Annotated in this window: 19 protein-coding genes and 1 other RNA gene; 6 read left to right on the forward strand and 14 right to left on the reverse strand. The window is 68.6% G+C overall.

The window, feature by feature from the left end; all coding sequences use genetic code 11:
* Window positions 1-33: 33 nt before the first annotated feature.
* The 10 genes from gcvP to ACSX1C_RS14325 all read right to left on the reverse strand — a co-directional run bounded on the left by gcvP (window position 34) and on the right by ACSX1C_RS14325 (window position 12,594).
* Window positions 34-2,910 (reverse strand): aminomethyl-transferring glycine dehydrogenase, encoded by a 2,877-nt coding sequence (gene gcvP / locus ACSX1C_RS14280; protein WP_439886682.1) that lies wholly within the window; start codon window positions 2,908-2,910, stop codon window positions 34-36.
* A gap of 84 nt (window positions 2,911-2,994) precedes the next feature.
* Window positions 2,995-3,384, reverse strand: coding sequence for a glycine cleavage system protein GcvH (gene gcvH, locus ACSX1C_RS14285; protein ID WP_439886683.1), 390 nt, complete (start codon window positions 3,382-3,384; stop codon window positions 2,995-2,997).
* 96 nt (window positions 3,385-3,480) lie between these two features.
* Window positions 3,481-4,578: a glycine cleavage system aminomethyltransferase GcvT gene (gene gcvT, locus ACSX1C_RS14290; RefSeq protein WP_439886684.1), complete on the reverse strand. Its 1,098-nt coding sequence runs from the start codon at window positions 4,576-4,578 to the stop codon at window positions 3,481-3,483.
* A gap of 241 nt (window positions 4,579-4,819) precedes the next feature.
* Window positions 4,820-6,436 (reverse strand): ABC transporter permease, encoded by a 1,617-nt coding sequence (locus ACSX1C_RS14295; protein ID WP_439886685.1) that lies wholly within the window; start codon window positions 6,434-6,436, stop codon window positions 4,820-4,822.
* Window positions 6,437-6,588: 152 nt separating this feature from the next.
* Entirely contained in the window at window positions 6,589-7,590 is a 1,002-nt protein-coding gene (locus tag ACSX1C_RS14300; protein ID WP_439886686.1) for an extracellular solute-binding protein, read from the reverse strand.
* 170 nt (window positions 7,591-7,760) lie between these two features.
* Window positions 7,761-8,978, reverse strand: coding sequence for a 2-octaprenyl-3-methyl-6-methoxy-1,4-benzoquinol hydroxylase (locus tag ACSX1C_RS14305; RefSeq protein WP_439886687.1), 1,218 nt, complete (start codon window positions 8,976-8,978; stop codon window positions 7,761-7,763).
* Window positions 8,979-8,987: 9 nt separating this feature from the next.
* Window positions 8,988-9,470, reverse strand: coding sequence for a DUF4442 domain-containing protein (locus ACSX1C_RS14310; RefSeq protein WP_439886688.1), 483 nt, complete (start codon window positions 9,468-9,470; stop codon window positions 8,988-8,990).
* A gap of 8 nt (window positions 9,471-9,478) precedes the next feature.
* A complete protein-coding gene (gene ubiH / locus ACSX1C_RS14315; protein ID WP_439886689.1) occupies window positions 9,479-10,666 on the reverse strand; it encodes a 2-octaprenyl-6-methoxyphenyl hydroxylase in 1,188 nt (395 codons plus the stop codon).
* Between the two features lie 4 nt (window positions 10,667-10,670).
* Window positions 10,671-12,005 carry a Xaa-Pro aminopeptidase gene (pepP, locus tag ACSX1C_RS14320; RefSeq protein WP_318644596.1) on the reverse strand — a complete coding sequence of 445 codons (1,335 nt, stop codon included), beginning with the start codon at window positions 12,003-12,005 and terminating at the stop codon, window positions 10,671-10,673.
* A gap of 37 nt (window positions 12,006-12,042) precedes the next feature.
* Window positions 12,043-12,594, reverse strand: a complete 552-nt coding sequence (locus tag ACSX1C_RS14325) for a YecA family protein (RefSeq protein WP_439886690.1) — start codon at window positions 12,592-12,594, stop codon at window positions 12,043-12,045.
* Between the two features lie 146 nt (window positions 12,595-12,740).
* Between ACSX1C_RS14325 and ACSX1C_RS14330 the strand changes: the two genes are divergently transcribed.
* The 4 genes from ACSX1C_RS14330 to ACSX1C_RS14345 all read left to right on the forward strand — a co-directional run bounded on the left by ACSX1C_RS14330 (window position 12,741) and on the right by ACSX1C_RS14345 (window position 14,115).
* Complete coding sequence (locus tag ACSX1C_RS14330; RefSeq protein WP_208707910.1) at window positions 12,741-12,950, forward strand: TIGR02449 family protein; 210 nt, start codon at window positions 12,741-12,743, stop codon at window positions 12,948-12,950.
* A complete protein-coding gene (locus tag ACSX1C_RS14335; RefSeq protein ID WP_439886691.1) occupies window positions 12,947-13,261 on the forward strand; it encodes a cell division protein ZapA in 315 nt (104 codons plus the stop codon). The genes ACSX1C_RS14330 and ACSX1C_RS14335 overlap by 4 nt, the downstream gene beginning before the upstream one ends.
* A 30-nt stretch (window positions 13,262-13,291) precedes the next feature.
* A non-coding RNA gene (gene ssrS / locus ACSX1C_RS14340) (6S RNA) lies at window positions 13,292-13,470 on the forward strand.
* A 48-nt stretch (window positions 13,471-13,518) separates the two neighbouring features.
* Entirely contained in the window at window positions 13,519-14,115 is a 597-nt protein-coding gene (locus ACSX1C_RS14345) for a 5-formyltetrahydrofolate cyclo-ligase (RefSeq protein ID WP_318644593.1), read from the forward strand.
* A 56-nt stretch (window positions 14,116-14,171) separates the two neighbouring features.
* Here the strand turns inward: ACSX1C_RS14345 and ACSX1C_RS14350 are convergent, their stop codons facing one another.
* On the reverse strand, window positions 14,172-14,303 hold the full coding sequence (locus tag ACSX1C_RS14350) for a hypothetical protein (protein WP_318644592.1): 132 nt from the start codon (window positions 14,301-14,303) through the stop codon (window positions 14,172-14,174).
* A 198-nt stretch (window positions 14,304-14,501) separates the two neighbouring features.
* Between ACSX1C_RS14350 and ACSX1C_RS14355 the strand changes: the two genes are divergently transcribed.
* The gene (locus tag ACSX1C_RS14355) at window positions 14,502-14,951 is read left to right on the forward strand and encodes an EVE domain-containing protein (protein ID WP_439886692.1); all 450 of its coding nucleotides are present in this window, start codon (window positions 14,502-14,504) and stop codon (window positions 14,949-14,951) included.
* Window positions 14,952-14,978: 27 nt separating this feature from the next.
* Here the strand turns inward: ACSX1C_RS14355 and ACSX1C_RS14360 are convergent, their stop codons facing one another.
* Window positions 14,979-15,383, reverse strand: coding sequence for a flagellar basal body-associated FliL family protein (locus ACSX1C_RS14360; protein ID WP_318644590.1), 405 nt, complete (start codon window positions 15,381-15,383; stop codon window positions 14,979-14,981).
* Between the two features lie 156 nt (window positions 15,384-15,539).
* Here ACSX1C_RS14360 and ACSX1C_RS14365 point away from each other — a divergent pair, with 156 nt between their 5' ends.
* A complete protein-coding gene (locus tag ACSX1C_RS14365; RefSeq protein ID WP_439886693.1) occupies window positions 15,540-16,517 on the forward strand; it encodes an NADPH:quinone oxidoreductase family protein in 978 nt (325 codons plus the stop codon).
* 52 nt (window positions 16,518-16,569) lie between these two features.
* On the opposite strand, the gene ACSX1C_RS14370 is transcribed toward ACSX1C_RS14365, so the two are convergent.
* A complete protein-coding gene (locus ACSX1C_RS14370; protein ID WP_439886694.1) occupies window positions 16,570-17,538 on the reverse strand; it encodes a CDP-6-deoxy-delta-3,4-glucoseen reductase in 969 nt (322 codons plus the stop codon).
* Complete coding sequence (ubiD, locus tag ACSX1C_RS14375) at window positions 17,538-19,004, reverse strand: 4-hydroxy-3-polyprenylbenzoate decarboxylase (RefSeq protein WP_439886695.1); 1,467 nt, start codon at window positions 19,002-19,004, stop codon at window positions 17,538-17,540. Before ubiD ends, ACSX1C_RS14370 begins: the two co-directional genes overlap by 1 nt.
* Between the last annotated feature and the right edge of the window lie 68 nt (window positions 19,005-19,072).

Consider the following 19,072-nt stretch of genomic DNA (forward strand, 5'->3'; position numbering starts at 1 on the left):
CGCCCACCGGTGGCCGCATGCGCTCGAGCATCCTCACTCCCGATAAGCGTCCAGCGGCACGCAGGCACAGAACAGGTTGCGGTCGCCGTAGACGTTGTCCACCCGGTTGACCGTCGGCCAGTACTTGTATGCCCGGCAGTGCGCGGTCGGCGTCACCGCCTCCTCGATGCCGTAGGGCCGCTGCCAGGGACCGAGCAGGTCCGCCAGGGTATGCGGCGCCTGCTTGAGCGGGTTGTCCTCGGCCGGCCACTCGCCGCTCTGCACCTTGGCGATCTCCGCGCGGATGCTCAGCATGGCCTCGATGAAGCGGTCCAGCTCGTGCTTGTTCTCGCTCTCGGTCGGCTCGACCATCAGGGTGCCGGGCACCGGGAAGGACATGGTCGGCGCATGGAAGCCGTAGTCCATCAGGCGCTTGGCCACATCCTCCTCGCTGATCCCGGTCTGCGCCTTGAGCGGGCGCAGATCGAGGATGCACTCGTGGGCCACCCGGCCGTTGCGCCCGCTGTAGAGCACCGGGAAGGCGCCGCCCAGCTGGTTGGCCAGGTAGTTGGCGCTGAGGATCGCCACCTCGGTGGCGTCCGCCAGCTGCGGGCCCATCATGGCGATGTACATCCAGCTGATCGGCAGGATGCTGGCGCTGCCCCAGGGCGCCGCGCTGACCGCGCCGTTCTGCGGGTCCGGGCCCTCGAGCTCGACCACCGGATGATTGGGCACGAAGGGGGCCAGGTGCGCGCGCACGCCGATCGGCCCCATGCCGGGACCGCCGCCGCCGTGGGGAATGCAGAAGGTCTTGTGCAGGTTCAAATGCGAGACGTCGGCGCCGATATCGGCCGGGCGGGTCAGGCCGACCTGGGCGTTCATGTTGGCGCCGTCCATGTACACCTGGCCGCCCTGGGCGTGGATCACCTGGCAGATCTCGCGGATACCCTCCTCGTACACGCCGTGGGTCGAGGGGTAGGTGGCCATCAGGCAGGCCAGCTGCTCGCCGGCCTCGGCCGCCTTGCGCTTGAGATCGTCGAGGTCGACGTTGCCCGCGTCGTCGCACTCGACGATGACCACCCGCATGCTGGCCATCTGCGCCGAGGCCGGGTTGGTGCCGTGGGCCGAGGCCGGGATCAGGCAGATGTTGCGCTGGCTGTCGCCGCGGCTCTCGTGGTAGCGCCTGATCGCCAGCAGCCCGGCGTACTCGCCCTGGGCGCCGGAGTTGGGCTGCATGCTGATGGCGTCGAAGCCGGTGATGGCGCACAACCAGGCCTCCAGCTCGTCGATCATCAAACGGTAGCCCTGGGCCTGGTCCTGGGGCGCGAAGGGGTGCAGGTCGGCGAACTGCGGCCAGGTGATGGGGATCATCTCGCTGGTGGCGTTGAGCTTCATGGTGCAGGAGCCGAGCGGGATCATCGCCTGGTTCAGGGCCAGGTCCTTGCTCTCCAGCTGCTTGAGGTAGCGCAGCATCTCGGTCTCGCTGTGGTGGGCATTGAACACCGGGTGGCTCAGGTAGCCGCTGCGACGGGCCAGGGCGGCGGGGATGCCGTCGTCGATCTCGCCGGCATCCAGCACGTCCACCTCCAGCCCGTGGTCGGCGCCGAGGAAGATGGCGAACAGCTGCATGACCGTCTGCTCGTCGCAGGTCTCGTCGAGGCTGACGCCGAGCTTGCCGCGGCCGAGGATGCGCAGGTTGATGCGCGCCGCCCGGGCCGACTCGATGATCGCCGCCTGGCTGCCGCCGACGTCCAGGGTCAGGGTGTCGAAGAAGTGCCGGTTGTCGCGGGCGATGCCGTGCTGCGCCAGGCCGGCGGCGAGCACGGCGGTCAGCCGGTGCACCCGCTGGGCGATGCGCTTGAGGCCCTCGGGACCGTGGTAGACCGCGTAGCAGCTGGCGATGTTGGCCAGCAGCACCTGGGCGGTGCAGATGTTGGAGTTGGCCTTCTCGCGGCGGATGTGCTGCTCGCGGGTCTGCAGCGCCATGCGCAGGGCCAGGTTGCCGCGGCTGTCCTTGGACACGCCGATGATCCGCCCCGGCAGGGCCCGCTTGAAGGCATCGCGGGTGGCGAAGAAGGCCGCATGGGGGCCGCCGTAGCCCATGGGCACGCCGAAACGCTGGGCCGAGCCGAACGCCACGTCGGCGCCCAGTTCGCCCGGCGGGGTCAACAGCAGCAGGCTGAGCGGGTCGCAGGCCACGCAGGCCAGGGCATCCTGGGCATGCAACCGCTCGATCAGCGGGCGCAGGTCGCGGATCTCGCCGTGGCTATCGGGGTACTGCAGCAATGCGCCGAACACCGGCTGCTCGCCGAGCCTGTCCGGCGCATCGACGACCAGGTCGAAACCGAAGGCCTCGGCGCGGGTGCGCACCACCGAGATGCTCTGCGGGTGACAGTTCTGGTCGACGAAGAACAGGTTGCTCTTGCTCTTGGCCACGCGCTTGGCCAGGGCCATGGCTTCGGCGGCGGCGGTGGCCTCGTCGAGCAGCGAGGCGCTGGCCAGCTCCAGGCCGGTCAGGTCGATGGTCAGCTGTTGGAAGTTCAGCAGCGCCTCCAGGCGCCCCTGGGCGATCTCCGGCTGGTAGGGCGTGTAGGCGGTGTACCAGCCGGGGTTTTCCAGCAGGTTGCGCAGGATCACCGTGGGGGTGAGGGTGCCGTGGTAGCCCATGCCGATCAGGCTGGTCCAGACCTGGTTCTGCTCGGCATAGCCCCACAGCTTGGCCAGGGCGGCCTGCTCGTCCAGGGCCGCCGGCAGTTCCAGCGGGCGCTTCAGGCGGATCGCCGGCGGCACCGTCTGCTCGATCAGCGCCGCGCGACTGGGCAGCCCGAGGGCGGCCAGCATGGCCTGTTGCTCGGTCTCGTCCGGCCCTAGATGGCGACGCAGGAAGGCGTCGGGCTGCTGCAACTGGGAAAGGCGGGGGGTCTGGGACATGGCCATCACTCTGCTAAAAAGACAAAGCCTCGACGATGCGAGGCTCTATCAGCTTAGGAAAAACTCAGAGTTCTGCCCGGTGGATCAGGCGTCCGCGTCGGCCTTGGCCTGGTAGCCGGCGGCGTCGAGCAGCTTGTCCAGCTCGCTGACATCGCTCGGCTTGAGCTTGAAGAACCAGCTGCCGTAGGGGTCGCCGTTGACGCTCTCGGGGCTGTCGGCCAGGGCGTCGTTGATGGCGATCACCTCGCCGCCGATCGGCGAGTAGATGTCGGAGGCGGCCTTGACCGATTCCACCACCCCGGCTTCCTGGCCGGCGGTCAGGGTCTTGCCGACGTCCGGCAGTTCGATGAACACCACATCGCCCAGGGCCTCCTGGGCGTGGTCGGAGATACCGACGGTAACGCTGCCGTCCGCCTCCAGACGAGCCCACTCGTGGCTGGCGGCGTAACGCAGATCGGCGGGGATAGTACTCATGTTTCGCTCCTCATCAGACATGACGGCGACCGCGCCGTCTGGAAAATTTAGCAGGCACTCGCCAGGGCGTCGGCCTTGCGTCGGAAAACCGGGCGCCTAGATCAGCGCCTTGCCATGGCGCACGAAACTCGGCTGGACCACCCGCACCGGGTACCACTTGCCGCGAATCTCCACCTCGGCACGCTCGGCGGTGGCCGCCGGCACCCGCGCCAGGGCGATGGACTTGTTCAGGGTCGGCGAGAAGCTGCCGCTGGTGATCTCGCCCTCGCCCAGGCCCTCGACCCGCACCATCTGATGGGCACGCAGTACGCCGCGCTCCTCCAGTACCAGGCCGACCAGCTTGGGCTGGCTGCCCGCCGCCCGCTGCGCCTGCAGCACGCTGCGACCGACGAACTGGCGCGCCTGCGGCTCCCAGGCCACCGTCCAGGCCATGTTGGCGGCCAGCGGCGAGACGTCGTCGTCCATGTCCTGGCCGTACAGGTTCATCCCGGCCTCCAGGCGCAGGGTGTCGCGCGCGCCCAGGCCGATCGGCGAGATGCCGGCGCCGACTAGGTCGTTGAAGAAGGCCATCGCCTGGTCGGCCGGCAGCATGATCTCCAGCCCGTCCTCGCCGGTGTAACCGGTGCGGGCGATGAACCAGTCGCCCTCGGGCAGGCCCTGGAAGGGTTTCAGTTCGTGGATCAGCGCGGCACGGGCCTGGGTCACCAGCTCGGCGGTCTTGGCCCGTGCCTGGGGGCCCTGGATGGCGAGCACGGCCAGTTCGCCGCGCTCCTGCAGCTCGACGGCGAAGCCGCTGCTCTGCTGGCGCATCCAGGCCAGGTCCTTGGCGCGGGTGGCGGCGTTGACCACCAGGCGGTAGCTCGGTCGGGAGTCGACGGTGCCGGTCAGGTAGACGATCAGGTCGTCGACCACCCCGCCCCGCTCGTTGAGCATGGCGCTGTAGAGGGCCTTGCCGGGTGCTTGCAGGCGCGCCACATCGTTGGCCAGCAGGTGCTGCAGGAAGGCCTTGGCCTGGTCGCCGCCGACGTCCACCACGCACATGTGGGAGACATCGAAGACCCCGCAGTCGCGGCGCACCTGGTGGTGCTCCTCGACTTGCGAGCCGTAATGCAGCGGCATGTCCCAGCCGCCGAAGTCGACCATCTTCGCCCCCAAGGCGAGGTGCAGGTCGTAGAGAGCTGTGCGCTGTCCCATGGATGTCTCCTTGCGGGCTTGGCAGAGCCGCGGGCAGGTGCCGAAGCCCGGCTGAGCCTGCTGAAACAGGGCACTGGCACGGGGGTCGCGCACCCGGTCCGGATGACGGCCCGTGGCGAATGGCGCGCATTGTAGCCGCAAGGTCGGAGCGGGTCATCTTGGCCGATGGCCTCATGGCCGCGGCTGACGCGGCGAATGCCTCGCCGCGCGGACTACGCGGGCACGCCGCGCCCCGGCCCGACTAGCCGATACGCCGGGCGGAGCGGCGAATCAGCAGAATCACCGGCAGCAGGCCGACCAGCACCAGGGTCAGGGCCGGCAGGGCGGCGCGCGCCCACTCCCCTTCGCTGGTCATCTCGAACACCCGCACCGACAGGGTGTCCCAGCCGAAGGGGCGCATCAGCAGGGTCGCCGGCATCTCCTTGAGCACATCAACGAACACCAGCAGCGCCGCCGACAACACCCCCGGCACCAGCAACGGCAGGTAGACCCGCAGGAACAGCCCGGCACCGCCGACCCCGAGGCTGCGCGAGGCCTCCGGCAGCGACGGGCGGATCCGCGCCAGGCTGTTCTCCACTGGACCATAGGCCACCGCCATGAAGCGGATCAGGTAGGCCAGCAGCAGTGCCGAGAGACTGCCCAGCAGCAGCGGCTGGGCCGGCCCGCCCAGCCAGGCGGACAGCGGGATCACCAGATGGCGGTCCAGGTAGCTGAACGCCAGCATGATCGCCACCGCCAGCACCGAGCCGGGCAGCGCATAGCCGAGATTGGCCAGGCCGACCAGCGAGCGCATCGGCCGGGTCGGCGCCAGGCGCCGGGAAAACGCCAGCAGCAGGGCCACGCCGACGGTGATCAGCGCGGCCAGCCCGCCCAGGTAGAGAGTGTGCAGGATCAGCGCGCTGTAACGCTCGTCCAGGTCGAAGCGGCCGCGCTGCCAGAACCACACCAGCAGCTGCAGCACCGGGATGACGAAGGCGCAGGCGAACACCAGCCCGCACCAGGCACTGGCGGCCAGCGCCTGGCCGCCCTTGAGGTGGTACAGCGCCTTGCCCCGCGGACGCTCGTTGCTCGGCCGCACCGCGCCGCGGGCCCGGCGTTCGCCGTAGAGCGCGAGCATCACGCCCAGCAGCAGCAGGCTGGCCAGCTGGGTGGCGCTGGTCAGGCTGTAGAAGCTGTACCAGGTCTTGTAGATCGCCGTGGTGAAGGTGTCGAAGTTGAACACCGAGACCGCGCCGAAGTCGGCCAGGGTCTCCATGATCGCCAGGGCCAGGCCGGCACCGATGGCCGGCCGGGCCACCGGCAGAGCCACCCGCCAGAACGCCCGCCAGGGGCTCAGGCCCAGCACCCGCGCGGCCTCCATCAGGCCCTTGCCCTGGGCCAGGAAGGCGCCCCGCGCCAGCAGGTAGACGTAGGGATAGAACACCAGCACCAGGACGATGATCACCCCGCCGGTGGAGCGCACCCGCGGCAGGCGCAGGCCGCTGCCGAACCAGTCGCGCAGCAGGCTCTGCAGCGGCCCGGCGAAGTCCAGCAGACCGACGAAGACGAAGGCCAGGACATAGGCGGGGATGGCGAACGGCAACATCAGCGCCCAGTCCAGCCAGCGCCGGCCGGGAAACTCGCAGAGGCTGGTGAGCCAGGCCAGGCTGACCCCGAGCAGGGTCACCCCGACGCCGACACCGAGCACCAGCACCAGGGTGTTGCCGAGCAGGCGCAGCATCTGGGTCTGCCACAGGTGCGCCCAGATCTGCCGGTCCACCTCATGCCAGCTCAGCAGCAGCACGCTCAGCGGCAACAGCACCAGCAGGGCGACGGCGAAGGCGATGGGATACCAGCGACGCTGGGCAGGGTGGGCCACGCGGATTCCTCGGAGCGGAAAAAACGACGCCCCGGTCAGGCCGGGGCGTCGGGAGTATAAAGCCGGTTGGCCGTAGGGTGGAAAGCCGCGAAGCGTTTCCACCCGAGGGCGGTGGATGTAAAAAGCGCCATCCCCCCCCTAGCCGGCCGTCATCAGTTCCAGCCGGCGCGATCCATCAGCATGGTGGCTTCGGCCTGGCGCTTGCCGGCCACTTCCACCGGGATGCTGTCGGCCTTGAAGTTACCCCAGGCGGCGACCTCGTCGGACGGGGCGATCTTCGGGTTGGCCGGGAACTCCTGGTTCAGCGCGCCGAACAGGCCCTGGGCCTCGTCGCCGGTCATCCACTCCAGCAGCTGCTGGGCGGCCTCGGCATGGGGCGCGTGCTTGGTCACGCCGGCGCCGGACAGGTTGACGTGCACGCCGCGGTCATTCTGGTTGGGCCAGAACAGCTTGGCCTTGAGGTCCGGCTTCTGCTTGTGCAGGCGGGCGAAGTAGTAGCTGTTGACGATACCCGCGTCGCACTGGCCGGCATCGATGGCCTGGATCAGCGCGGTGTCGTCCGGGAACACGTCGGTGGCCAGGTTGTTCACCCAGCCCTTGACGATTTCCTCGGTCTTGGCCGCGCCATGGGTCTCGATCAGGGTGGCGGTCAGCGACTGGTTGTACACCTTCTTGCTGGTGCGCAGGCACAGGCGGCCTTCCCAGTTCTTGTCGGCCAGGGCCTCGTAACTGGTCAGCTCGTTCGGCTGCACCCGCTCGGTGGAGTAGACGACGGTCCGCGCGCGCAGCGACAGGCCGGTCCAGCTGCCGGTGCTGGAGCGGTACTGGGCGGGGATGTTCTGCGCGATCACCGCCGACTGCAGCGGCTTGAGCACGCCCTCCTGCTCGGCCTGCCAGAGGTTGCCGGCGTCCACGGTGATCAGCATGTCGGCCGGGGTGTTCTCGCCCTCGGCCTTGAGGCGGGCCAGCAGCGGCGCCTCCTTGTCGGTGATGAACTTCACCGGCACGCCGGTCTTGGCGGTATAGGCATCGAATACCGGCTTGATCAGCTCGTCGATACGAGCGGAGTAGACCACCACCTCATCGGCGGCCTGCACGGCACCGGCCAGCGCGGTGAGGGTGAGAGCGGCGAACAGACGCTTGCTTGCTTGCATGGATCCTGCCTCTACTGCTTAGGAGAATTGAGGCAAAGAATACTAGTGAATCCCATTTAGTTTCTCAACTCGGTCTCGCCACTGCCGACCGCGGGTCGCCATCACCGAGCCCGACATTCGGCCGTCAGGCAGCCCAGCGGAAGACGGCACCCCGGGGCATGCCGAGGCCACTAGGGGCGCGCCAGCTCGGGCAGGTCGCCGGACAGGCCGAGGGCCTGGCGAACGAACAGGGCCTTGGCCTCGGGCAGGCCATCGACCCAGTCGAGGCCGGCGTTGCGCAGCCAGCGCAGCGGCAGCGGATCGGCCTGGAACAATCGCTCGAAGCCCTCCATCGCCGCCATCATCGCCAGGTTGTGGGGCATGCGCCGGCGCTCGTAGCGGCTCAGCACCCGCTCCTCGGCCAGGCGCTCGCCGCGCCCCAGGGCATGCCCCAGCACCTCGGCGAGCACGGCGGCGTCGAGGAAGCCGAGGTTGACCCCCTGCCCGGCCAACGGATGAATGCTGTGGGCGGCATCGCCGATCAGCGCCAAGCCCTCCTCCACGTAGCGCTTGGCGTGGCGCTGGCGCAGCGGAATGCACAGGCGCTTGTCGGCATGCAGCACCGCGCCCAGGCGCAGCTCGAAGGCGCGGCCCAGCTCACGACAGAAGGCGCCGTCGTCCAGGGCCATCAGGCGCTCGGCCTCGCTCGGCAGCACCGACCAGACGATCGAGCACCAGTGCTGGTCGTCGCCGGAGTCGAGCGGCAGGAAGGCCAGCGGGCCGTCGTCGGTGAAACGCTGCCAGGCCGTGGCCTGGTGCGGCTCGGCGCAGCGCACGCTGGTGACGATGGCATGGTGCAGGTAATCCCACTCGCGGGTGGCGCAACCGGCCAGACGGCGCACCGCCGAGTGGGCGCCGTCGGCGGCCACCAGCAGCGGCGCGCGCAATTCGCGGCCATCGGCCAGGTTCAGCAGCCAGCCGTCGCCGGAGCGGCGCAGGCGCTCCAGGCGCGCCCCAGCCAGCAGGCCGATGTCGCTGTCGTGCAGGCGCTCGAGCAGGGCATCCTGCACCACGCGGTTCTCGACTATGTGACCGAGCACTTCGGCGTGCACGCTGGCGGCGCTGAAGTGGATCTGCCCGGTGCCGGCGCCATCCCACACGCGCATCTCGGCATAGGCGCTGGCGCGCCGGGCGACGATGCCCGGCCACACGCCGAGGCGCTCGAGCACCCGCTGGCTGGCCGCCGAGAGCGCGCTGACCCGCGGCTCGAAGGCCGCGCTGCGCTCGAAGGGGGCGACGCTGAGCGTCCCGCCGTCCACCAGCAGAATCTCCAGACCGGCATCCTGCAGGGCCAACGCCAGGGCGCTGCCGACCATACCGGCGCCGACGATGATCAGATCCGCATCCATGTCCATTCCTTAATCAGCCTGTCGCGCACGGGGCTTGAGCCGCACGTAGAGGGTCTTGTGCACCCGCGCCACCAGCTCGCCGGCGCCATCGCGCACCTCGACCTGCAACTCGGGCAAGTATTTGTCGCCACCGGCGGTACGGGCGCGAACCTCCGCCAGCAGGGCGTCGTCGAGGCGGAACTCGGCGTACACCGGGCCACGCCCCGGGGCGACGAAGTCGATGCTGGCGGCCTTGTCCCAGACGATGTAATCGGCGCCGAGATTCTCCAGCAGCATGAGCATGAAGAAGGGATCGGTCATCGCGTAGAGGCTGCCGCCGAACTGGGTGCCGACGTAATTGCGGTTGTACCAGCTCAGGCCCAGCTTGACCCGCACCAGGCGCCAGTCCGCACCTATATGCCGCACCCGGATACCGGCGCCCAGGTAGGGCGGATAGAGGTTCAGCGCCCAGCGCAACCAGCGCGCCTTGCGCGCCGAGCGACCCTTGTCCATGCGCCGACTCAAGGCTGCGCGCGGGTGCCCAGGCCCATGGCCTGGCGGGCGAACCAGCGCTTGGCCGGCGGCAGCAGATCCAGGCCGAGCAGGCCGATATTGCGCCCGACGGCGAGCAGCGGCTCGCCATTGCTGAACAGCCGGGTGACCCGGTCGGAGAAGCCCAGGGTCAGCTGCTGATCGCCCCGCTGCCGCCGCAGGTAGCCCTGCAGCACGGCGAAATCGCCCAACGGCGCACAGCTGGCCAACAGCGCCTCGGCCAGGGCCTGGGTATCGCGCAGCGACAGGTTGTAGCCCTGACCGGCGATCGGATGCAGGCTGTGGGCGGCATTGCCGAGCACCACCAGGTGCGGGCGCACCTGCTCCTGGGACTCGGTCAGCGCCAGGGGATAGAGGTGGCGGGCACCGACCTGGCGAATGGCGCCGAGGCGATAGCCGAAGACCTGCTGCAGCTCGTCGCGAAAGGCCGTCTCGCCCAGGCGCAGCAAACGCTCGGCGTCGGCCTCGGCCCGGGTCCAGACCAAGGCGCAGCGGTTCTCCGGCAGCGGCAGCAGGGCCATGGGCCCGTCCTCGGTGAAGCGCTCGAAGGCCTGGCCGCGGTGGGCTTCCTGCGGCGTGAGATTGGCAATCAGCGCGCTCTGCCCATAGGGCCGATGGCTGACGCCGATGCCGAGCTGCTCGCGCAACCCCGAGCGGCCGCCGTCGGCCAGCACCGCCAGGTCGCACTCCAAACAGGACTCGTCGTCCAGGGTCAGTCGGTAGCCGTCCGCCAGCGCCTCCAGCCGGGTCACCTGGGCCGGGCTGCGCCAGCTGACCACTTCGGCGTCGAGGGCCTGCCACAGGCACTGGCCGAGCCAGGCGTTCTCCGCCACGTAGCCCAGCGCCGGCACCCCTTCCTCCAGCGCGCTGAGACGCGCCGCGGCGAAGCGGCCACGGTCGGAGACATGGATCTGCTGGATCGGCTCGGCGCGCCGGGCAATCTGCTGCCAGATACCCAGGCGCTGGTAGATCTGCTGCGAGCCGTAGGACAGCGCGGTGGCGCGCGCATCGTAACTGGGCTGGTAACCGTCGCCGGGGGTGAAGGCCTCGATCAGGCAGATCTGCCAACCGCGCGCCTTGGCCGCAGCCTGCAGGGCCAGGGCCAGACTGGCGCCGACCAGACCGCCGCCGATGATCGCCAGGTTGACCCGCGACATGGCCTCAGGCCACCTCGCTGCGGGTCGCGGCCATCAGCGCCTCGATCTCGGCGACGCTCTTGGGCACATCGGTGGTGAGGATCTCGCAGCCGTCCTTGGTCACCACCACGTCGTCCTCGATGCGCACGCCGATGCCGCGCCACTTCTTCGCCACGTTCGGGTTATCGGCTGCGATATAGATGCCCGGCTCGACGGTCATGGCCATGCCGACTTCAAGTTCGCGCCAGACGCCGCCGACCTTGTAGTCGCCGACGTCGTGCACGTCCATGCCCAGCCAGTGGCCGGCGCGGTGCATGTAGAAGGGCTTGTAGGCCTCGCTGGCGATCAGTTCCTCGACCTCGCCCTCGAGCAGGCCCAGCTCGACCAGGCCGGCGGTGATCACCCGCACCGTGGCCTCGTGGGCCTCGTTCCAGTGCCTGCCCGGGGCGATGTACTTGAACGCCTCCTCGTTGGCCGCCAGCACCAGTTCGTAGATGGCCTTCTGCTCCGCGGAGAAGCGCCCGTTGACCGGGAAGCAGCGGGTGATGTCGCTGGCGTAGCAGTCGATCTCGCAGCCGGCGTCGATCAGCACCAGGTCGCCGTCCTTGAGCGGCGCGTCGTTCTCGCGGTAATGCAGGATGCAGGCGTTCCGGCCGGCGGCGACGATCGAGCCGTAGGCCGGCATCTTCGCCCCGCCCTTGCGGAACTCGTAGTCCAGCTCGGCCTCCAGATGGAACTCGTGCAGGCCGGGGCGGCTGGCCTGCATGGCGCGGATGTGGGCACGGGCGGAAATCTGCGCGGCCTCGCGCATCACCTTGACCTCGGCGGCGCTCTTGTACAGACGCATGTCGTGCAACAGATGATCGAGGGCGACAAATTCGTTGGGCGGCTGGGCGCCCTGGCGCGCCTTGGAGCGAATCTGGTTGATCCACTCCATCAGGTGGCGGTCGAACTCCTGGTTGGTGCCCATGGCGTAGTAGACCCGCTCGCGGCCCTCGATCAGGCCCGGGAGGATGTCGTCGATGTCGCCGATGGGGAAGGCATCGTCGGCGCCGTACTGGGCGATGGCGCCGTCCTGGCCGGCGCGCAGGCCGTCCCATAGCTCGCGCTCGGGATCGCGCTCGCGACAGAACAGCACGTACTCGCCGTGCTCGCGGCCGGGAATTAGGGCGATCACCGCCTCCGGCTCGGGAAAGCCGGAGAGGTACTGGAAGTCGCTGTCCTGGCGGTAGACGTGCTCGACGTCACGGTTGCGGATGTACACCGGCGCGGCCGGCAGGATGGCGATGCTGTTGGGCTCCATCTGCGCCATCAGCGCCTTGCGCCGACGGGCGTATTCCGACTTGGGGATGCTGGTCATGGGCAGGACGGTCCAGTGCGAGGGGGGGGGTAAGGAGTCAGTGCAGCGACGGCTTGGCGGCCGCCACCGGCTTGGCGCACTCGCTGAACAGCAGCAGCGGGGCGACGCGCAGGTATTCCATCACTTCCATATAGTCGTTCTCGCCGTCCTCCGACTCCTCCAGGGCATTCTGCACCTGGGCGATGGCCGACAGGTCCTGCAGCACCTCCATGGCCTCGGCGCTCAGGGCCTGGTCGCCGGCGGTCAGGCCGAAGCCGCCGAGGAAGCCCTGGCACCACTGGCCCAGGGCCTTGGCCCGCTCCTGCAACGGCGCCTCGTCCGGCGGCAGCAACAGCACCACGGCGATCTCGTCGCCGGCCAGCTCGCCCTTGACCATCTCCTGCAGGCCGATCAGCGCCTGGCGCACGTTGTCCTGCGGGGCCTCGCCCAGCAACTCGGCGGCGTCCACCAGCCAGCCGTCGACATCGAAGCCGGCGCCGGCGCAGCTGCGCCCCAGCAGCAGGCCGTGCAACTCGGCGGGGGAAACGGGATGGGTGCTGCTGGCGAGCAGCGCGGCAAAGGCGGCGTAGGCGGAGCTGGAAGTCGGCATAGATAACTAGGCGCCAGACGGCGCAATCACTAGAATGGAGGCCTCGTATCCTAGCACCGGCAGGCGCGGCAAGACCATCGGCGGGTTTGACCCCATCGCCCGTCGCGCCTATATAGTCCGGTCAATCCTTGCCTTAGCGAGAGCCCATGGAAGACGCCGATCTGCACGCCCTTACGACCAAGCTGGACCTACTGATCCAGCGCGTCGAGCAGCTTAAGGCCCACAACCGACTCCTCCTGGCGAATGAAAAGGCCTGGCGCGAGGAACGCGCCCATCTGATCGAAAAGAACGAAATGGCCCGGCACAAGGTCGAATCGATGATTTCGCGCCTCAAAGCCCTGGAGCAGGACTCATGACCCAGTCGAATACCGTCACCGTCCACATCCTGGACAAAGAATATTGCATCGCCTGTCCGCCGGACGAACGCGCCAACCTGGAGAGCGCCGCCCGCTACCTGGACGGCAAGATGCGCGAGATCCGCTCCAGCGGCAAGGTCATCGGCGCCGACCGCGTGGCGGTGATGGCCGCCCTGAACATCTCTCACGAACTGCTGCACAAGCAGCAGCACCTGGAACAGCACACCAGCAGCACCCGCGACCAGGTGCGCAGCCTGCTCGACCGGGTCGATAGCGCACTGAGCAACGACGGCGAAGGCCACAATGGCTGACGCCAGCCTCGATTCGGGTATACTGGCCGCCACTCCCTGGGGTGCGCGCCAGTCGGTGATGTCCCTGAGCCGATACGCACAAACCCGGGGGTTGCATGTTGAGGCAGGTGTGCATGTCCGCCTGACGGAAAGCCTTAACGCCTCCTGCAACCTCCACCTTGAACTCTCGGGTTCAAGGGCTAAACCGACAGCGGCACGTCGGGGAGCCACCTCTTTCTACCTGCTGCCCCGCCCCGGCAACCGGTATCTCGCCTGATATGCTCGAAGCCAACGACCTAACCCGTGCGCAACTGCGCCGCCTGCTGCGCAAGGCCCGCAGCGCCCTCGACGCACCGGCCCAGCGCCGCGCCGCGCAGGGCCTGTATCGCCAACTGAGCCATCACCCACGCTTTCGCCGCGCCCGACACATCGCCCTGTACCTGCCCAACGACGGCGAGATCGACCCCAGGCCACTGCTGCGCGCCGCCCAGCGGCGCGGCAAGGCCACCTACCTACCGGTACTCAACCATTGGCCGCGCAGCAAGATGGTGTTCCAGCGAGTACGCGCTCACGAAAAAATGATCCCGAACCGCTTCCGCATTCCCGAGCCCAAGCGCAGCCGGGCGCAGCAGCGCAAGATCTGGGCACTGGATCTGATCCTGCTGCCGCTGGTCGGTTTCGACCGCCATGGCGGCCGCCTGGGCATGGGCGGCGGTTTCTACGACCGCAGCCTCGGCTATCGCGACATGCGCAAAAATTGGCACAAGCCGACCCTATTGGGCCTGGCCCACGAATGCCAGCAGGTGGATCGGCTGACCATGGCCAGCTGGGACGTGCCGCTCGAGGCGACGGTGACGGACAAGGGCTGGTACTGAAGGCGACATCCCGGCACCGCGTTAACCGCGGCGCCGGCGCGTCAGGGCTTGCGGCCTCAGGGCTGCTGGGTGACCTCGGCGGGCGCCTGACTCTGGCGCTCCCACAGGCTCTGGGTGTAACCCGTAGTAACCATGCCCAGGCTGAACAGTATGACCAATACCCACAGTAGATCTGGCTTGCGTTTCATCGAATGCCTCCCCCTTCAAGGCACACTGCGCACGGTGGACCGGCGGCGTTTTTCTTATCGGCCGAATGAGCTGCCTGGCGCGAGGGCCGGCATTGTCGGCCAACCTCGAGCACCTCGCAATATCAGGCGCCAAACGGTTGTCGACTGCACTTACGACCATAGGTTCGCTAAATGGACCGAGCAAAGGGAGCAAAGTTCATGCCTTACTGGCTGATGAAATCGGAACCGGACGAACTCTCCATCCACGACCTGCAGCGCCTCGGCGAAACCCGCTGGGACGGGGTGCGCAACTACCAGGCGCGCAACTTCCTGCGCAGCATGCAGGCCGGCGACGAGTTCTTCTTCTATCACTCCAGCTGCCCCGAGCCCGGCATCGCCGGGATCGCTGCCATCAGCCGGGCGGCCTATGCCGACCCGAGCGCGCTCGATCCGCACAGCCACTACTTCGACGCCAAGGCCAGCGCCGAGAAGAACCCCTGGAGCGCGGTCGACGTGCGCTTCGTCGAGGCCTTCGCCCGGGTCATCCCGCTGGCCGAACTGAAGCAGCAAAGCGCCCTGCTCGAGCTGCCCCTGGTGCAGCGCGGCAGCCGTCTGTCGGTGATGCCGGTCAACGCCGAGCAGTGGGCAGCCATCCTCGCCCTGCGCTAGGGTCTCGGCTCGCGCTCGCCGCGCCGATCAGCGCTGCAGGATCAGGTTGTTGAACAGCAGGTCCTCGACCACCGGCAGTCCCTCTTCCTGGGTCAGCACCTGTTGCACCTGCTTCAACGCCTCCTGACGCAAGACCTCCTTGGCATCCGGCGCACTCAGGCCTTCCTCGGTCTGCTGGGCGAACAGCATCACCAGCTGATTGCGGATCAGCGGCTCATGGTGCGTCACCTTGGCCTGAGCCTCGGGCCCGCTAACCCGTAGCGCCACATCGGCCTTGTAGAACTTCAGCTTCGGCCCACTGCCGAAGTTGCCGACCAGGGCCGGGAACAGGTTGTGGTAGATCACCTGCGGTGCGGCGGCCTTCTCCTCCTCTTCGGCCAGGGCCGACAGGGGCAGCGACAGGGCGAACAGTGCAGCGATAAGGACTTTCACGGGCGAGATCTCCACTAGGTTGCGCCCTAGCATAGCCATTGCCGGGCCTGCGCCCAAGCCCGATGCTTATGCCGCGCCATCAGGCCGGGCCATGCTCGTTGACCGCCGGAGCCGCCTTCCTACACTGCGGGCCATACCCCAAGAGGACGAATCCCGATGAAAGCCGTGCTGTGCAAAGCCTTCGGCCCCGCCGAAACCCTGGTCCTGGAAGATGTCCCCGACCCCGGGCCGAAGAAGAACGAAGTGCTCCTCGAGATCCACGCCGCCGGGGTCAACTTCCCCGACACCCTGATCATCGAAGGCAAGTACCAGTTCAAGCCGCCCTTCCCCTTCTCCCCGGGCGGCGAAGCCGCCGGCGTGGTGAAGGCGGTCGGCGAGAAGGTCGGCCACCTCAAGGTCGGCGACCGGGTCATGGCCCTGACCGGTTGGGGCAGCTTCGCCGAGCAGGTCGCGGTGCCGGGCTACAACGTCATGCCCGTCCCGCCGAGCATGGACTTCGTCAGCGCCGCCGCCTTCGGCATGACCTACGGCACCTCGATGCACGCGCTCACACAGCGGGGCAAGCTGCAGCCCGGCGAGACCCTGCTGGTACTCGGCGCCTCCGGCGGCGTCGGCCTGGCCGCGGTGGAAATCGGCAAGGCCATGGGCGCCAGGGTGATCGCCGCGGCCAGCAACGCGGAGAAACTGGAGGTGGCCCGGGCCGCCGGCGCCGACGAGCTGATCGACTATGGCGCCAGTAGCCTGAAGGACGAGGTGAAGAAGCTCACCGGCGGTCAGGGCGCCGACGTGATCTACGACCCGGTGGGCGGCGACCAGTTCGACGCCGCCATCCGCAGCATCGCCTGGAACGGCCGCCTGCTGGTGGTGGGTTTCGCCAGCGGGCGCATCCCCGAGCTGCCGGTCAACCTCGCCCTGCTCAAGGGCGCCGCGGTGGTCGGCGTTTTCTGGGGCGCCTTCGCCCAGCGCCAGCCCCAGGACAACGCCGCCAACTTCCGGCAGCTGTTCGCCTGGCATGCCGAGGGCAAGCTCAAGCCGCTGGTCTCGCAGACCTTCGCGCTGGAGCAGGCCGGCGCGGCGATCGACTGCCTCGGCCGGCGCCAGGCGGTGGGCAAGCTGGTGGTCCGGGTCAGGTAGACCGCGCCAACGAAAAAGGCCGCCATCAGGCGGCCTTTTTCATGAACGGCGCTCAGCCGCGCGGCGCGTAGGCGAACACGTCGGCGCGCATCTGGTGCGCGTCCATGCCGGCCTCGACCAGCGCATCCAGGGTCGCGTAGACCATCGCCGGCGAACCGCTGGCGTACACGTGCAGCGCCTTGAGGTCGGCGAAGTCCTCGCGCACCGCCTCGTGCAGCAGGCCGCAGCGCCCCGACCAGCCGCACTGGTCGCTGACCACCTGATGCAGGAACAGATTGTCCAGCCCCTGCCAATCGCTCCAGCACGGCAGCTGGTAGAAGTCCTCGGGCCGCCGGGCGCCCCAGTACAGGTGCACCGGATGCTTGAAGCCGGCGGCGCGGCAATGCTCGATCAGGCTGTGCATCTGCGCCATGCCGGTGCCGGCGGCGATCAGCACCAGCGGTCCGTCCGGCAGCTCGGCCAGATGAGTGTCGCCGAACGGCAACTGCACCCGGGCAAAGCCCTGGCCACGGAGGAAGGCCAGCAGACCGCGGGTCGCCTCGTCGCGGGCGAGGATGTGCAGCTCCAGCTCGCGGCCGCGGTGCGGCGCCGAGGCCAGGGAAAAGGCGGCGAACTCGCCGTCCTCGCGCTGCAGCAGCAGGTACTGGCCGGCGTGATAGCGCGGGTTCTTGCCCGCCGGCGTACGCAGCTGCACGCGGAACACGTCGCCGCCCACCGCCTCGCAGGCGACCAGCTGACAGCTCAGCTCGCGCACCGCCAGCTCGCCGGGCGCCATCACCCCATCCCAGTGCAGCTCGCAGTCGCCCAGCGGCTCGGCCAGGCAGGTGAGCAGCTCGCCATGGTCCAGTTCGGCATCGCCCTGACGCACCCGCCCCTCGACCAGCAATGCCGCGCAGATATGGCAGTTGCCGTTGCGGCAGCTTTGCGGGCAGTCGTAGCCCAGGCGCCGGGCGGCGTCGAGGATGCGCTCGCCGGGCCGAGCCTCGAGCACCGCGCCTGAAGGTTGCAGAGTGACACGCATCAATCGATTCCCAACTCGGTCCATAGTTCGTCGACCCGTCGCTTGACCGCCTCGTCCTGGACGATGGCGCGGCCCCATTCGCGCGTGGTTTCGCCCGGCCACTTGTGGGTGGCGTCCAGGCCCATCTTCGAGCCCAGGCCGGAGACCGGCGAGGCGAAGTCGAGGTAGTCGATCGGCGTGTTGTCGATCAGCACCGTGTCGCGCTTGGGGTCCATGCGCGTGGTGATGGCCCAGATCACGTCGTTCCAGTCCCGCGCGTTGACGTCGTCATCGGTGACGATAACGAACTTGGTGTACATGAACTGTCGCAAAAACGACCAGACGCCGAGCATCACCCGCTTGGCGTGGCCCGGGTACTGCTTCTTCATGGTCACCACCGCCATGCGGTAGGAGCAGCCCTCCGGCGGCAGGTAGAAGTCGGTGATCTCGGGGAACTGCTTCTGCAGGATCGGCACGAAGACTTCGTTGAGCGCCACGCCGAGGATCGCCGGCTCGTCCGGCGGCCGCCCGGTGTAGGTGCTGTGGTAGATCGGCTCACGGCGGCGGGTGATGCGCTCGACGGTGAACACCGGGAAACGATCCACCTCGTTGTAGTAGCCGGTGTGGTCGCCGTAGGGCCCCTCGTCGGCCATCTCGCCGGGGTGGATCACCCCCTCCAGGACGATCTCGGCGCTGGCCGGCACCTGCAGCTCGCTGCCGCGGCACTTGACCAACTCGGTCTTGTTGCCCCGCAGCAGGCCGGCGAAGGCGTATTCGGAGAGGCTGTCGGGCACCGGGGTGACGGCGCCGAGGATGGTCGCCGGATCGGCGCCGAGGGCCACGGCCACCGGATAGGGCCGGCCCGGGTATTTCTCGCACCAGTCGCGGAAATCCAGGGCGCCGCCGCGGTGGCTGAGCCAGCGCATGATCAGCTTGTTGCGGCCGATCACCTGCTGGCGGTAGATGCCGAGGTTCTGCCGCTCCTTGTTCGGCCCCTTGGTGACGGTCAGGCCCCAGGTGATCAGCGGGCCGACATCGCCGGGCCAGCAGGTCTGCACCGGCAGCTTGCCCAGGTCGACGTCCTCGCCCTCCTCGATCACCTCCTGGCAGGCCGCGTCCTTGAGCACCTTGGGCGCCATGGCCAGGACCTTCTTGAAGATCGGCAGCTTGGACCAGGCATCCTTGAGTCCCTTGGGCGGCTCCGGCTCCTTGAGGAAGGCCAGCAGCTTGCCGATCTCGCGCAGCTCGCCGACCTCCTCGGCCCCCATGCCCAGGGCCACCCGCTTGGGCGTGCCGAACAGGTTGCCGAGCACCGGCATGGCGAAGCCCGTGGGCTGCTCGAACAAGAGTGCCGGGCCGCCGCGGCGCAGGGTGCGGTCGCAGACCTCGGTCATCTCCAGCACCGGGGAAACCGGCGCGTGGATACGCTTGAGTTCGCCGCGCGCCTCCAGGCCACGGATAAAGTCGCGCAGGTCGCGATACTGCATGCAGGAGCCTCGTCTCGGGCCAGCCAGTGGGGGCGCAAAGTTTAGCGCCGAACTGGGTTATTCAGAAG

Origin of the sequence: Pseudomonas sp. MBLB4123 (assembly GCF_051904775.1) — a bacterium.
GTDB classification, from domain to species: Bacteria; Pseudomonadota; Gammaproteobacteria; order Pseudomonadales; family Pseudomonadaceae; genus Aquipseudomonas; species Aquipseudomonas benzenivorans_B.

Coding starts and splice junctions, on each gene's coding strand:
- gcvH (WP_439886683.1), bottom strand. CDS start 3,384: ATGAGTACTATCCCCGCCGATCTGCGTTACGCCGCCAGCCACGAGTGG.
- ACSX1C_RS14355 (WP_439886692.1), top strand. CDS start 14,502: ATGCCTTACTGGCTGATGAAATCGGAACCGGACGAACTCTCCATCCAC.
- ACSX1C_RS14350 (WP_318644592.1), bottom strand. CDS start 14,303: ATGAAACGCAAGCCAGATCTACTGTGGGTATTGGTCATACTGTTCAGC.
- ubiH (WP_439886689.1), bottom strand. CDS start 10,666: ATGTCGCGGGTCAACCTGGCGATCATCGGCGGCGGTCTGGTCGGCGCC.
- ACSX1C_RS14335 (WP_439886691.1), top strand. CDS start 12,947: ATGACCCAGTCGAATACCGTCACCGTCCACATCCTGGACAAAGAATAT.
- ACSX1C_RS14325 (WP_439886690.1), bottom strand. CDS start 12,594: ATGCCGACTTCCAGCTCCGCCTACGCCGCCTTTGCCGCGCTGCTCGCC.
- ACSX1C_RS14300 (WP_439886686.1), bottom strand. CDS start 7,590: ATGCAAGCAAGCAAGCGTCTGTTCGCCGCTCTCACCCTCACCGCGCTG.
- gcvT (WP_439886684.1), bottom strand. CDS start 4,578: ATGGGACAGCGCACAGCTCTCTACGACCTGCACCTCGCCTTGGGGGCG.
- ACSX1C_RS14370 (WP_439886694.1), bottom strand. CDS start 17,538: ATGCGTGTCACTCTGCAACCTTCAGGCGCGGTGCTCGAGGCTCGGCCC.
- ACSX1C_RS14310 (WP_439886688.1), bottom strand. CDS start 9,470: ATGGACAAGGGTCGCTCGGCGCGCAAGGCGCGCTGGTTGCGCTGGGCG.
- pepP (WP_318644596.1), bottom strand. CDS start 12,005: ATGACCAGCATCCCCAAGTCGGAATACGCCCGTCGGCGCAAGGCGCTG.
- ACSX1C_RS14345 (WP_318644593.1), top strand. CDS start 13,519: ATGCTCGAAGCCAACGACCTAACCCGTGCGCAACTGCGCCGCCTGCTG.
- ACSX1C_RS14305 (WP_439886687.1), bottom strand. CDS start 8,978: ATGGATGCGGATCTGATCATCGTCGGCGCCGGTATGGTCGGCAGCGCC.
- ACSX1C_RS14365 (WP_439886693.1), top strand. CDS start 15,540: ATGAAAGCCGTGCTGTGCAAAGCCTTCGGCCCCGCCGAAACCCTGGTC.
- ACSX1C_RS14330 (WP_208707910.1), top strand. CDS start 12,741: ATGGAAGACGCCGATCTGCACGCCCTTACGACCAAGCTGGACCTACTG.
- ubiD (WP_439886695.1), bottom strand. CDS start 19,004: ATGCAGTATCGCGACCTGCGCGACTTTATCCGTGGCCTGGAGGCGCGC.
- gcvP (WP_439886682.1), bottom strand. CDS start 2,910: ATGTCCCAGACCCCCCGCCTTTCCCAGTTGCAGCAGCCCGACGCCTTC.